We start from the raw sequence: 13132 nt of genomic DNA on the forward strand, positions 1-13132 counted from the left end.
CGTTTTGATGCCGAAGGGGGTGTCGCTCACGTAGCACCATCCCTCGTCTGCCCCGCGCCGCATGACGTCCGACTTCATCGTAGTTCTCCCGGGTCCGTCGTCGAATGACGGTACCCACGATGAATAGTTGTTGTCGGCGCGATTGATGACTCCGCATCTTTGCACATATCGTGTGCGTTCATGCACATGTCGTGGGACGAGATCCAGACCATCGAGGCGCTGGTACGAACGGGCAGCGTCGAGGCAGCCGGGCGCGAGCTCTTGCTGCGACACTCGTCGGTGTCCCGCCGCATCGCGGGACTCGAAGCGCGGTACGGGGTGGTGCTGTTCGTGCGCGGCTCGCGGCTTGTTCCGACCCCGCTGGCGGCGGAAATCGCGCTCCGCGCCGGAACGATGCGAACCCAAGCAACCGAGGTGGCGGGTCTGATGACCGCGGAGCAGCGGGGACGGCAGCAGCGAGTGGTGATTACGACGAGCGACGTCCTGGCTCCGCTCTTGTTTCTGGCGCTGTCCACCATCTCACCGACGCAATCCGTGGAAGTCCTGGTGAGCGACGAGGAGATGGCTCTGGTGCCGGGACGCGTCGACCTCGCGCTTCGTCCGAAGCACGAACCGGGTGGCGCGCTACGTGGACGTCGGCTTGGGCGGCTGCGGATCGGGGTCTATCGAAGGTCCAGCGGGAAGGCGAACTGGATACTTCCGAGCTCGGCCCTCCGCGCCAAGACCTCGATGCAGTGGTGGCGCTTTGTTCCGAAGGATGCACCCGAAGCCGTTCTGTGTGACTCGCTGCTCGGGATTCGAGATGCCTGCTGTGCCGGACTCGGACTCGCGGCATTTCCGAGCTTTCTCGCTCATGGGGACCCTCGGCTCCGATTGGAGAGAGAGCTCGAAGGGGGACCTCCGCTCTGGCTCCTCGCGCCGGCTGCTCGCGAGGGGGCAAGGGGCCTCAAGGAGACGCAGGACGCCCTCTTCCGGGCCTTGCGCGCGACAGAAGGGGCCTTCGCGAAGTAGGGTCAGCGGGCCACCGCACGTCGGTCCCCACGCTCGGCGAAGATGAAATCCCGCATTCGTCATGCCCCCCTGTGTCAGGGGAGATGTCGCCTCTGCCGCGCGCGCCTCGCTCCTCCCCCTCCTGTTCTTTCAGCAGCGAGGAGGCTGCGGCTTCTTCCGAACTGCAATTGTAGGACTAAGCTGGTCCTATGCGTTAGGGACCTGTCCGTTCGAAATGGGGGCTACACGACCCAGTCCAGCAGGGCCCGCCGCAGTTCCTCCACGGTGGAGAAGGTGTGCATCCAGAGCAGTTGCTCCTTGTGGGGACGAATGAAGCGCTCGACACAGGGATGAGCGCTGAGCAGCCCGGCCGGCCGCATCAAGACTGCGGCGCCGTCCAGACAAGGTTCCACAGGTGGCCGTCCAAGTCCTCGAAGCCCTGGTCATACATGAATCCATGGTCCTCGGGCGGATGCGGAATGCGGCCGCCGGCAGCGACGGCCTTGGCGATCAGACTGTCCACTTCCTCCCGGCTCTCGCAGCTCAGGCAGATGACGACCTCGTTGGCGTCTTTCGCCTGCACGACGGGCTTGTCGATGAGGGTCTTGAAGAGCGCTTCGGTCGTCAGCATGGCATGAATGCTGCCATCCACGATGACCATGAGCGCCGCGCTCTCGTTACTGAATTGTGGATTGAAGCTGAAGCCGAGAGCGGAAAAGAAGGCTTGGGATTTATCCAGGTTTTTGACCGGAAGATTGAAGATAATCTCCTTGTTCATGCTGTCCTCATGTCGAAAGGTGAGTCGAATGCTGGGGGCGGGTTTCGCAGGTGAGAGGCCCCGTGTCGAACCATGACATGTCTTCGACGCGTGCTGCCGGTGGGGCCATGACAGATGACGAAGAGTGCCTGGCCGCGATGTTACGGACTTTGTACGTGATGTCTGGGCATGACGCGCGTTTTGACGCAGCCTTGACGCACCCATGACGCAGCGACCGGATTTTGGGTAGGCACACCGGTCCCGTACAGCGAACACGGGACCGGGCCCTTGACCTGCTGCTTCTCGTAGATGACCCGCGATCGTGATTCCTTCCGCCCGGACCTGAGGCGGCCCGAGTCGGTGCCTTTGGTCCGCGACGGTAAGGAGTGCCATCTGCAGCCAGGAGTAACATCGATATGAACATCCGTTGGATGAAGGCCACGTTGCTTTCCGCCGTGCTCATGGGTCTGGCCGGTGCGTGCGGAGGCGCGCCCGGCGCCGATGATGCCTCAAGCGTTGGAGGTCTCGGCGCCGATGATGCCTTGAGCGATGGAGGTCTCGGCGCCGATGATGCCTTGAGCGATGGAGGTTCAGGCGCCGATGATGTCTCGAGCGATGGAGGTCTCGGCGCCGATGATGCCTCGAGCGATGGAGGTCTCGGCGCCGATGATGCCTCGGGCGATGGAGGAGCGACGGACCGTTTCGGAATCCAGATGCTCTACCCGACGCTGGCGAGCGGAAAGGCGTGGTACGCGCAGTGGGATTCCAACCCCCGCTCCTTCAACGGAGTGGATCCGCAGGACTCCTGGTTCGACGCCGACCATGGGAATGCCTCGTACAAGATTCCCGGTGACGGAACGCTGCGGATCTCCGGCAGCGTCCCCCGTATGTACGTCCACGATCCGGCGAAGCAGGACCCCTGGCGGAACGTGGAGATCACCATGTACTTCAAGCGCGTGAGCGACTCGGGGATCAACTGGGGTGGGATGGTCTCCTTCGCGCGCACCAACCACGGCACGACCGGCTCCGAGAACCGCGACAAGTGCGATACCCGCGGCATCGGCGCGCGCATGCGCTACGACGGGAAGATCGACTTCGAGAAGGAGATGAACCATCCCGATTCGAAGTACGTCGTGCAGAAGAGTTACTGGTCGTCCTCGCTCCCGAAGAACACGTGGATCGGCCACAAGCACGTGGTCTACGACCTGCCGGGCGGCAAGGTGAAGCAGGAGCTGTGGATCGACCTCTCCGACGGCGTGAACGGCGGCCAGTGGACCAAGATCAACGAGTTCATCGACGACGGGACCCAGTTCGGTAAGGGCGGCTCGCCTTGCGCCTCGGGGATCGATCCCGCCCTGCCGTTGACCGCCGGGTCGAGCCGGGTGGGCTCGGAGAGCGGCAAGCCGAACATCACCGTCTACTTCCGCAGCGACGGCGTGGGCACTGACGGCCTCTGGTATCGCTGGGGAAGTGTGCGCGAAATCCAGGCGCCGAGCACGTAGCCGGCTCGCCGGTGGGCGGAGCACCGCTCACCGGCACCGCTCGGGGGACAGCTCGGAGGGCAGCGCCACGTCGGCCGGACGCACCTCGTGCGTCGAATCCCTCTCTCCTCCGTTCGGTTGTTCCATGCTCGCTCCCTGGAATGCCTGCGCGCCAGTGTGCTCGTCCAAGCCTGTGGCGCGCGCTGTCCGCATACATCCGATTCTGTGGGGTAGGGGGCCCGAGGGCGAGCCGCCCTCGCCCGCGCCACGGACAAGGGGAGATGGTCTGGCCATCTTCCCTGGCCCGGCGCTCAGTTGGTAGTGGCTTCGTGGACGTGGTTGTTCGACGTGACGATGCGTCCGAGTTCTATGGAATAAGATGTGGGCCAGCGCCTCGGTCCTGCATCCGCGAGGCGCTGGGGCAGCTTCTGGAATACGCGTGCTGGCTCAGCATCCCCATTGTGCGAAAGCTCGTAGTGGTGGGCGAGCCGCCGCTCACTCCTGAAACTGCTGTGTACCGTGCGCGCCTCAACGAACGGCTCTCCATCGAACTCGGATACAGGCAGGTACGGTGCGGGTAGGCGCCTTCACGGGCTTCCTTGCCCGGCGCAAGCTGAGCGGATGGATATGCAATCCCGCAGCGAGCAGCCCCGCGATATTCATCGCGAGGCCCGTGCAAAACAAAAGGGCCCTACCGGTTGGCAGGCCCCTTCGTTCAGCGCCTCGAATGAATCCCTGCGCGAACTCGTTCTCTGCGCGCTCTTGAGAGACTGCGAAGGAAAAGAACGAGAAACATCATGGGGCTAGGTGAAGTCGGGAGAGTTCGGGGTCCGATTGAGTGTCCGCGAACTTCGCCTTCGTCCGTCCCAGCTAGCGCGCCATGGTGTTGGTGTCCACCAGGGCGGCGGGTTGGGGCGAAGGCTCGTGGATGAGCCGCGTCTCCAGCCGCGAGCGCCACTTCAACGAGGGCCGTTCCACGCCGTGGTGCAGAGCGAGCGACGCGAGCAGCACCGCCACTGCGCCCCCCAACAGCGTGACAGGGTGGAATGCGTCCATGCCATAGGGCTCCAGCGAGACGCGGACTCCGTGCTGCACGGCTTTGTGGGTGAGGTAGACGGTGAAGCTCAGCACCGCGAAGGTTCTTGCGCCGGGGATGCGGGCGCACACGCGCGAGGCGGTGGGGCCCGCCATGGCCATGAGCAGCGCCGCGTATCCTAACGACGTCATGGGGAACGCGAGCATCGTGTGGGCCAGGTTCCGAAAGTGTTCTTCGTTCATCCAAAACACTCCGCCCAGGCACACGAGTCCCACCAACGCCAGGCCTCCGGCGCGGGCCCCTCGTGTCCAGCGCTCCCATGCCGCGGGGCGGAAGACGCGCAGCGCCGCGAGCAATACGCCGCACGTCAGCCCGTCGAGCCGCGCGTACGTCGGGTAGTACAGGAGCGTGTCGTAACCGCGCCACCCTGCGTCACTCGGCTCGAGCAGCGAGAAGTGGCGCTGCCACAGGCCGCCCCGCAGGAGCATGCCGGCCACCATCAACCCCACCGCGCCCGCGAGGAGGTGCGGTGCCCGGACGCGCCCGCGCAGCGCGAGCACGGTGAGGGGCAGCACCAGGTAGAAGTGTTCCTCCACGCACAACGACCACGCATGGGAGAAGCCGTTCAGGCGCAGTCCGAAGTTCTGCGTGAAGGTGAGGAAGCGCCACGCGGGCGTCTCCACGGGGCGTTCGCTCCACGCGGGAATGAAGAGGTACAGGGCCACCACGATGAGATAGGGGGGCAGGATGCGCAACGAGCGCCGCAGGTAGAAGCGCTTGAGAGACGGTGCCTCGCCCCGGGACGCCGGCTCCAGGAGCTGCGAGCCGATGAGGAAGCCGCTCAGCACGAAGAACAGCTCCACGCCCGTCCATCCGAAGTTGGCGAGCATCCGATAGGCCTCGTGGCCGTCGGGGCGCGGGTAGTGGAAGAGGACGACGATGAGGATGGCCAGGCACCGGAGCAGGTCCAGGCCGGCGAGGTGGCGCGGTTCGGTGGCGTTCAGCGGAGTCGGCTTTCAGCGGTGGGGATGCGCTGGATGCTAGGCGACATCTCCAGAAGTGCGGCACCAAATCCCACGCCCCGATGTTCTTCGCCATGCCGCGCTTTCGGGAAAGCGGGGTGGGCCGGAACGCCGTGCTCTTCGCGAACGCCAAGGCAGGATTCTCCCGCCGCTGCTTCCACTTCAATCCCTGCCTGCCTTTGCTTTCGGGCAGGGCCTTCTTGCTTTCAGGTCCTCTGCGTACACAGCGCCGTACGGGCACAAGGCACAACTGTCCACGTTACCGGCCAGGCCCAGGCCCGGAATCCCATGTGGTAGCATTCGGCCATGTTGGGCCTCATCATCGTGGGCGTAATCGCCGCTATTCTCGTCGTCGTCGGACTCGTGGCCCTGCTTCGGTGGACAGTGGGGGCTGACGTACGGCGCTCAAAGGTGCTCACGCAGGGGGAGGCAGGGACGGCGCGCATCCTCGGCTGGGAGCAGACCGGGGGCAGCCACGGGCGCAACAACATCCTCCGTTTCTCGCTGACCATTCGTCTCTCTTCGGAGGACTCCGAGTTCCAGGCCACGGCAGACCGCATCGTGCGGCCCATGGAGGCGCCGCTCTTCCAAGCGGGGATGCAGCGACCGGTGCGCGTTCTTCGGGACGGCGAGCGCCTGCTGGTGGAACTCGAGTAGCGCGGGGTTCTTGTTGAGGGGGCCCAGAGCAAGTTGCTCGGGCGCGGCAGGGGCCGCGCGGGGCGCTTGTTGCTTCGCTCGGTTAGGTGGAGCGGATGCGTCATCGCGGATAGGAGCCCTTCGCGCGCGCCTTGCGCTCCTGCTCCAGCCGCTGTTGCTCGTCCAGGTGGCGCTCCATCTCGCTCGCGCTCGCGCGTCGTTCGCGCAGTTTCTCGGGATATTGCGCGGCGATGAGGGGAGCGAAGTGCTCAAGCGCCTTCTCAAGGTCAGGGAAGGGCACTTCCGCCTTCTCGACCTGGATCTCCCAGGGCTCCGATATCGAGCCGCGGCTCATCTCGAAGCCGACGCCCTTGTCTGCCCAGGTGCCTGGGACATCGATGAGGACGATGATGTACTCGCCCACCGAGCACGTCTCGATGAAGACCGAGTTCGGATGCTGGCGCTGGCCGCGTTTGTCGCGCCGCCGGTAGGTGATCGAACAGGCCTCAAGGGGTCTCAGCTGCTCCTGGACCTGGGCCAGCTCGGGGAGTCCTCCCACGTCCGAGGTCGTCAAGAAGCCGCCCTTCCGGAGGCCCTGGCTCACCACGCCCGTGCCGCTGCTGAGAGCGATTGTGGCGCAGATGACGGCGAACACCTTCATGCTGGAGTGCTTGTTGACGGGCCCTGTTGTCCCCGGCGCATTGGTGGACGCCGTCGAGGCATCCTGTGCCGGGCCGCTCCACATCATGGACGCGATGCTGTAGCCCAGCACGAACGCCGCGAACATGGCGACGCCCTGCAGCATCCCTGGCGTGGGCGCGAAGGGGAGCGCGCCGAGCGACCTGAACCACGCGAGGGTCCTGGGCGCCATGACGCCGTTGCAGGCCAGCAGCAAGACCAGCGCCCCCGGGAGGTTCACGATGGCCCAGAGCCTGGCGGCGGGCGCATTGTCCCCGGCGCGTTTGCGACGCCACCTCCCGACCCCCGCGCCCAGGAGCAAGGGAACCCACAGCAACAGCGACCCGAAGAACATCGCGGCCTCCTGCCGAATCATGGAGCGACCATGATTCAAGCCTCGTCGAGTCCCAAGGGGAGAACGGTGCATTCTGTATCTCCCTCAAGGGGAGACAGGGCTGAAGCCGGAAGAGGCGAGCCCTCCGCCCGCAGTCCCGAGGGCAACGGCTGCGCCGAGCGTTTCATCCGCACCCTCAAGGAGCAACTGCTCTGGGTGCGCACCTTCGCCACCGTGGAGGAGCTCCGGCTTGCCCTGCTGGAATGGGCCTACCGGTACAACGAGCACTGGCTCCTTGAGCGCCACAACTTCCTTTCGCCGAGTCAGGCCCGGCGGGAGCTGAGGCTGAAGCAAGCGGCCTGATGACGACCAACCTGGTGTCTCAACAACCCGGTGCGGCAACAGGGACCTGCTTCCCATCGTCAAGGGACTGGTGCCCTTCCTGCGCAAGGTCATGGCCACTCTCGCGGCCGGGTTCAGCCCAGCCCCGCCGTCACGCGCGCCACCAGCCAGAAGGTCCCCCTCACGATGTTGCCGGGCCGCAGCCGGGGCGTCGCCTCGTCGGCCGCCGCGAGGACGTCATAAGTGCCTCCATAGGTCCGCACGAGGGCGTGCTGGAACGGGTGGCCGGTGACGCCGTTGGTGCGCACGTCCGCGGCCTCGACGTGCCCGGTGAAGTGGGCTCGGGGCTTGACGGGCGGAGGAGGGCTGTCCTTCGACATGAGCGAGGCAGGGTTGGGGATGAAGAACTGCGAGCCCAGCAGCGCCTTCCCCGGCTTGCGCGAGGCCTCGTAGGCCGCCTTGTCCGGCCAAGCCTGCAGCGACTCGGCGAAGGCGCACGGCGCCAGCTCCAGCACGATGCCGGTCTGGATGCACTCGCGCACCAGCACGAGGTCATCGAGCTGCGTGGCGAATGGGTAGAGGACATGGCCTTCGGAGTCCTCCAGCTCGGCCTCCAGTGGGTCGCAGAAGCGGCAGCTCTTGTGGGCGGCAAAGCCGGTGGCGCGGACCCGCAGGCGCGACTCCGCCCGGAAGCCCGGGGTGGCGCACTGCACCTTGCCCGCGTGGTTGAAGACGAAGCTGTAGCTCGCACCCGAAGCGTCGGACCACACCTTCAACTCGTGGTCGCGCGTCGTGCCCGCGGTCGTGGTGTGCTCCAGCAGGGAATCCATGACGTGCCCGAATGCCGCCTTGTCGTTCGCGTGGATTCCGATGCAGGCGAGGTGGTTTGTCATCCATCGATGGTAGCAGGCGCCTATTGCTTCGCCGCGCCGCGCACCTCGTCCAGGACGCTCAGGGCGACCAGGCCCTGGATGCCGGCGTCGGGGATGAAGCCCGGCTCCTTCGCGTGGGCCGCGGCGGTGGCGAGCACGGAGGGCACCGCGGCCAGCCTGGGCTCCATGCGGGAGAAGGCATCCTGGAGGACATTGGCGGGTATGGGCTTGCGGGTGAGCCGGGCGAAGGCGGCGTTTACCGTGTTCCCCGCCCCAAGGTTGAAACCGATGGGCTTGGCCCCCCGGTGGAGAGGGCAGAAGGTTGGATGTGAAACATGAGGCGTCCAGTCAGGGCAGACGACCTTGCGCGCGCCTCGCTCACTCGCATTGACGCACTGCCGCAAGTGGCCTTGATGCCCTCATGACGCAGCGACTGAATTTGGGATAGAGACACCGGACGGTTCCATTGATGGAGAGCTGCGGGGCTCGGCACGGGTGGCCGCTCGCCTCGCGCAGCATGGCGACCCTCTGCTCTTCGCTGAACCGACTCTTCTTCACAGCCTGCTTCCGTGGTGACGCGGGCCCGGCCGGGTGCCAGCAGCCCGGTCTCAAGCTTCGCCGGCCAAGGCAGAACGATGCACGTGCGCGCCGCGCTCACTCGCCTCGACGAACTCATGAATCAGCGCTCAAATCCTGGGAGACACAGCTACAGCTACGGCAGTCAGCGCGCGTGGTGTCGTGAGCACCGCGTGCAGGTTGGCATCCGTACCCGCTCCAACCCGTCCCGCCTGCGCTCCTTCCGCCACTCGGACTACCGTAAACGCTGCCGCGTGGAGTGTCTCTTCAATCCCCTGAAGCAGAGCCGACGCGTGGCGCCGCGCTACGAGAAGCGCGCCGCCAATTACCTGGCGATGGTACTCACCGGCTCCATTCGTCTCTGGCTCGAGTTTGCGGACACGGTCTAGACTGAAGCGATGTGGCGCCGTTATCCCCAGTGGCTGGATGCGGGCGAACTCAACGGAGATCCGCTCGGGGCGCCGATGCTGTGGCCCGACGGGCGTCACATCGCCGCGAACGGGCGCGGGCGCATCTTCCTCTGGAGTCTGGCGACCGGTGAGTGCACGCGGGTCCTGAAGACGGGCGCCATCTGTCGGAATGGAGAGCCCTGGTTCCGGCTGGCGGGTGAAGCCGAGCTGGGCCGCGTGCTCGAGGCGCACAAGATCCGTGGCCTCGCCGTCTGGGACGCCAAGGACTGGCGACGCGTGCAGACCTTCGAGGGCCACGGAGAGGAGGTCCAGGCCGCCGCGGTCGTCAGCGAGGACCGCGTCGTCTCCATCAGCGCCGACAGCAGCGCGCGGCTGTGGGACGCATGGACGGGCGAGAACCTGCGCACGCTGGAGACCGGACCGCTCTACGCGCTCGCGCATGCGCCCGCCCGGGGCCTCGTCGCCGTGGGCGGAAGCAACGGCGCCGTGCACCTGCTCGAAGGCATCACGCTCAACGTCCGCGCCCTCTTCCACCTGCGCATGGCCACCGCGCGCCATGAGCCCCTTGGCGCCGAGCGCAAGAATCAGCTCGGCATCGTATGGAATCGTCCGTCGAACACCCTCCGGGCGCTGGCCTGGCACCCCGACGGAGAGCACCTCCTCTGCGGGTCCTGGGACTTCGTGGCCCGCATGTTCCACAGCCGCACCGGCCGTGTCGTGCGGCAATGGCAGGGCCATGCGCACTGGGTGGACTTCGTCGCGGTGGAGCCCTCGCGCGGGCTGCTGTGCACCGGGAGCTCCGATGGCACCGTGCGTGTCTGGTCGCTCGACTCCACCGAGTGCCTCGCCGTGTACGACGTCGGCCACGCCGACCTGGGCGGCCTGCTGGTGCACGACCGGACGCTCTACGTGACGTGTCAGCGGGAGCTGTTGTCGGTGCCTCTGGGCTAGCACCATCCGCTTCCGGTTTAGCGGCCGCTCCCGAGGGAAGCTTCGCGCCTGCGTCGTTCACGCTCGCGACGTTGCTGGCGTGAACGGGCGGTCACCTCCGCGATGAGGAGGATACGCTCCTCCAATTGCTCCAGCGTCACGCCCCGGCTCATCATCGCATGGGACAGCAGCAGTGGGGCGCAGCGGGTCAATGCCAGCACCCTCGCGAGCCGCCCCGTCACCTGCTGTTGGCCCGACTCGCCGACCTTGTGCTGCATCGAGAATTCCCGGAGGCGCGAGAGGGCCAGGGCCATCACCTTGGCGTACACCAACGAGAGCACCGCACCAAGCCGCGTGGCGCGCAGCGCCGTCAGTCCCACACCGGATTTGAGGGCTTTGAAGAGAAGCTCCACCCTCCAGCGCAGGCGGTAGGCCTCGGCCACCTCCAGGGCTGTCAACACGTCGCGGCCTACCGTCGTCAAATACCAGCGCCGCTCGCCCTCGGGCCCTTGCACCGCCACCACCCGCGCCGAGGCCGTGCGCCCCTGCTTCTCTAGTTGCACGTCCACGTCGATGACTCCGCCATCCTCTCGCAGCACGCCCTGCAGCAGCGCATCCGTCAGGCGCATGCCACGCGCCCGTACGCGCTCGCCCTTGCCCACGTGCACCCGCAGCACCTTCGGGTCATGCTGGGCCTTCAGCCGCACCAGGAAATGGGCTCCGGCCTCAATCGCATCGAGGAAGCGGCCGGTGTCCGTGTATCCCAGGTCCATGAAGGTGAGCGTGCCGGGCCCAAGTCCACCTTGCGCCGGCGCTGCAACGCGCCCAACCGCCGCGCCGCCTCCAGGATGTCCTCGGCCGACACCAGCGCTCGCAGTCCCTCCGCCACCTGCGTCCTCGGCGTGTTCTTCTTCATGCCGGAAGAATGTTCCTGGCCACCCTGTTTGGGCGGACCTGCCTGCTCGGCTGCACTCAGGCCCTTGGTTTTGCTCCGCTTTTCTCCATGACGTTAAGCGGACGCGGATGAGGGAGGCACAGGCGTAGTTGGCTATCATCTGCCGAATTGTGCCCGTGAGAGATTATGTTCTCCTCTCCCACTGCTTTCGCTTCTCCACAAGGAAATCAATCAGCGCCTGTGTCTTCTTCGGCATCTGCTTGCGTGAAGGAATGTAGAGGTAGAACCCCGGAAACGGTGGGCACCAGGGTTGCAGAACGCGCACTAGACTGCCGTCGTCGAGGTGCTTCCGCACGACGATGTCGATGTGCTGAATCAGGCCGACCCCCTGCAGCGCGGCGCGCAGCATGCTGTCGTCGTCGTTGGTAATGAGGTTGCCCTTCGTTTCCATCGAGAAGTCGTGGCCGCCGCCGCCGGGTGACGTGAATTCCCATTTGTAGAGCGCGCCGCTGCCTGTGTGGCGGTAGTTGAGGCAGTTGTGATGGACGAGGTCGGCTGGCGTCTTCGGCGGACGCCGACGCGCGAAGTACGCCGGTGCGCCGACGACGGCCATCGCTAGCATCGGCGTTATCTGCACCGCGACCATGTGCTCGGCGAGGTGCTGCCCGAGGCGGATGCCGACGTCGCAGCCGTTGGCGGTGATATTGGACAGGCCGTCGTCCATCACCAGCTCGAGCGAAAGCTTCGGGTAGCGCGCGAGGAATTCACCGAAGTAGGGTTCGACCAACGCCTTGGCTGCCAATCGCGCGGTGTTGACCTTCAGCAGGCCGGATGCTTCCCCAACTGCCTCCCCGAGACTGCGAACGGCGCTTTCAATAGAGCCAAGCGACGGCTGCAGCGCGTCGAACAGGTGCTGCCCTTCCTCGGTCAGCGACATGTCGCGCGTTGTGCGGTTGAGCAGGCGAACGCCGAGCTGCTTCTCCAGTGCCTTGAGGTTCTGGGATAGCGCCGCACGGGACACCCCCATCTTGGCGGCGGCCTTGGTGAAGCTACGGTGGGAGGCGACGTGGGCGAACCACGCGAGGGACGGCAGCAGAGATGGTTCCATCAGAGGATTGTAAATCTGGACTTACATCTGTGCTCAGAATTGTGCTCTTGAAGGTACCCAGTCGTGGGCGCATCTTCCTTTCAACGACTGACGGTGATGGCGGCGGGCATGCAGAGACGCCGCACGCCCGGCTGCCAGGGAGACTCGCCATGGATACCGTGAAGATTCGCAACAAGGACATGTACTGGGACATCGCCGCCGACCTGCATTTCCCTCCTGGATTCGATTCCAAGAAGAAGTACCCGGCCGTCATCAGCGCCCACCCGATTGGCAGCTGCAAGGACCAGACCTCGGGCAACGTCTATGGCGTGGCTCTGGCCAAGGAAGGCTTCGTCGTCATCGCTTTCGACGCGAGCTTCCAGGGCGCTAGTGGCGGCGAGCCGCGCTTCATCGAAGACCCGACGCTGCGCGTCGAGGACTTCCGCCATGTCGCCGACTATCTGGTGACGCTCCCCTACGTCGATGAGGAGCGCATCGGCGTCCTCGGCATCTGCGGCGGTGGCGGATATTCGATCAACGCGGCAATGACCGAACGCCGCATCAAGGCGGTGGGTACTGTTACCGGCGCAAACTACGGTCGCCTGATGCGCGGCAACTTCACCGGCCTCAACCCGATTGCCGCGCTCGAAGCCATGGCCAAGCAGCGGACCGCCGAGGCACGTGGCGCACCGCTCCACGTCGACAATCTGCTGGCTAATTCTGTCGAGGAAGCACGTGCGGCCGGTGTTACGGATCGCGACCCGTTGGAGGCGACGGACTATTATCGCACGTCCCGTGGCCAGAAGCCGAACGGTCTGAATCGCTCGCTTCTGTCACATCAGGCCGCTGCGGTCGGCTGGGACGCCTTCCATCTGGCGGAAGTGCTGCTGACCCAGCCTCTATGCGTGGTCGTCGGCGATCAGGTCGGAGCCTTCGGCGCCTATCGTGACGGCTGCGAGCCCCCTGTGTCAGGGAAGTTGTCGCCTCGGCTGACCGGCCGAGCTGACCACCCCGGGGGCGAGTACAGGCAGGTAGCTGTGTCGTACACGGATGCATTCAAGGCGGAGATGGTGAAGCGGATGGTGG

General features: G+C 65.7%; 14 protein-coding genes and 1 pseudogene. 7 read left to right on the top strand and 8 right to left on the bottom strand.

Annotated elements, in window-relative coordinates; all coding sequences use genetic code 11:
• Positions 1 to 186: 186 nt before the first annotated feature.
• Positions 187 to 1011, top strand: a complete 825-nt coding sequence (locus HNV26_RS10140; protein WP_253816407.1) for a LysR family transcriptional regulator — start codon at positions 187 to 189, stop codon at positions 1009 to 1011.
• 221 nt (positions 1012 to 1232) lie between these two features.
• Here the strand turns inward: HNV26_RS10140 and HNV26_RS10145 are convergent, their stop codons facing one another.
• On the bottom strand, positions 1233 to 1373 hold the full coding sequence (locus HNV26_RS10145) for a hypothetical protein (RefSeq protein WP_171441370.1): 141 nt from the start codon (positions 1371 to 1373) through the stop codon (positions 1233 to 1235).
• Positions 1370 to 1768: a VOC family protein gene (locus HNV26_RS10150; protein ID WP_171441371.1), complete on the bottom strand. Its 399-nt coding sequence runs from the start codon at positions 1766 to 1768 to the stop codon at positions 1370 to 1372. Before HNV26_RS10150 ends, HNV26_RS10145 begins: the two co-directional genes overlap by 4 nt.
• 395 nt (positions 1769 to 2163) lie before the next feature.
• Here HNV26_RS10150 and HNV26_RS10155 point away from each other — a divergent pair, with 395 nt between their 5' ends.
• Complete coding sequence (locus HNV26_RS10155) at positions 2164 to 3249, top strand: hypothetical protein (protein ID WP_253816408.1); 1086 nt, start codon at positions 2164 to 2166, stop codon at positions 3247 to 3249.
• An 849-nt stretch (positions 3250 to 4098) separates the two neighbouring features.
• On the opposite strand, the gene HNV26_RS10160 is transcribed toward HNV26_RS10155, so the two are convergent.
• Positions 4099 to 5268 (bottom strand): acyltransferase family protein, encoded by a 1170-nt coding sequence (locus tag HNV26_RS10160; RefSeq protein ID WP_366816829.1) that lies wholly within the window; start codon positions 5266 to 5268, stop codon positions 4099 to 4101.
• A 324-nt stretch (positions 5269 to 5592) separates the two neighbouring features.
• Here HNV26_RS10160 and HNV26_RS10165 point away from each other — a divergent pair, with 324 nt between their 5' ends.
• Positions 5593 to 5943, top strand: coding sequence for a hypothetical protein (locus HNV26_RS10165; RefSeq protein ID WP_171441372.1), 351 nt, complete (start codon positions 5593 to 5595; stop codon positions 5941 to 5943).
• Positions 5944 to 6043: 100 nt separating this feature from the next.
• On the opposite strand, the gene HNV26_RS10170 is transcribed toward HNV26_RS10165, so the two are convergent.
• Positions 6044 to 6976 carry a hypothetical protein gene (locus HNV26_RS10170; RefSeq protein ID WP_171441373.1) on the bottom strand — a complete coding sequence of 311 codons (933 nt, stop codon included), beginning with the start codon at positions 6974 to 6976 and terminating at the stop codon, positions 6044 to 6046.
• A 108-nt stretch (positions 6977 to 7084) separates the two neighbouring features.
• Between HNV26_RS10170 and HNV26_RS10175 the strand changes: the two are divergent.
• Positions 7085 to 7297 (top strand): annotated as a pseudogene (locus HNV26_RS10175) (integrase core domain-containing protein); the annotation flags it as partial.
• 113 nt (positions 7298 to 7410) lie between these two features.
• Here HNV26_RS10175 and HNV26_RS10180 read toward each other — a convergent pair.
• Entirely contained in the window at positions 7411 to 8169 is a 759-nt protein-coding gene (locus tag HNV26_RS10180; protein WP_253816409.1) for a hypothetical protein, read from the bottom strand.
• Positions 8170 to 8189: 20 nt separating this feature from the next.
• Positions 8190 to 8336 carry a hypothetical protein gene (locus HNV26_RS10185; RefSeq protein ID WP_171441374.1) on the bottom strand — a complete coding sequence of 49 codons (147 nt, stop codon included), beginning with the start codon at positions 8334 to 8336 and terminating at the stop codon, positions 8190 to 8192.
• A 486-nt stretch (positions 8337 to 8822) separates the two neighbouring features.
• On the opposite strand from HNV26_RS10185, the gene HNV26_RS10190 reads away from it, so the two are divergent.
• Together HNV26_RS10190 and HNV26_RS10195 are read left to right on the top strand one after the other, a co-directional pair.
• On the top strand, positions 8823 to 9113 hold the full coding sequence (locus HNV26_RS10190) for a transposase (RefSeq protein ID WP_171441375.1): 291 nt from the start codon (positions 8823 to 8825) through the stop codon (positions 9111 to 9113).
• A gap of 9 nt (positions 9114 to 9122) precedes the next feature.
• Positions 9123 to 10085: a WD40 repeat domain-containing protein gene (locus tag HNV26_RS10195; protein WP_253816410.1), complete on the top strand. Its 963-nt coding sequence runs from the start codon at positions 9123 to 9125 to the stop codon at positions 10083 to 10085.
• 17 nt (positions 10086 to 10102) lie between these two features.
• On the opposite strand, the gene HNV26_RS10200 is transcribed toward HNV26_RS10195, so the two are convergent.
• The gene (locus HNV26_RS10200; protein WP_301338457.1) at positions 10103 to 11119 is read right to left on the bottom strand and encodes a transposase; all 1017 of its coding nucleotides are present in this window, start codon (positions 11117 to 11119) and stop codon (positions 10103 to 10105) included.
• 24 nt (positions 11120 to 11143) lie between these two features.
• Complete coding sequence (locus HNV26_RS10205; RefSeq protein ID WP_171441377.1) at positions 11144 to 12067, bottom strand: LysR family transcriptional regulator; 924 nt, start codon at positions 12065 to 12067, stop codon at positions 11144 to 11146.
• A 149-nt stretch (positions 12068 to 12216) separates the two neighbouring features.
• Here HNV26_RS10205 and HNV26_RS10210 point away from each other — a divergent pair.
• Positions 12217 to 13132: alpha/beta hydrolase (locus tag HNV26_RS10210; RefSeq protein ID WP_216612017.1), on the top strand; the 916-nt coding region annotated here is incomplete at its 3' end.

It is taken from the genome of Myxococcus xanthus (assembly GCF_013116825.1).
GTDB classification, from domain to species: Bacteria; Myxococcota; Myxococcia; order Myxococcales; family Myxococcaceae; genus Myxococcus; species Myxococcus xanthus_B.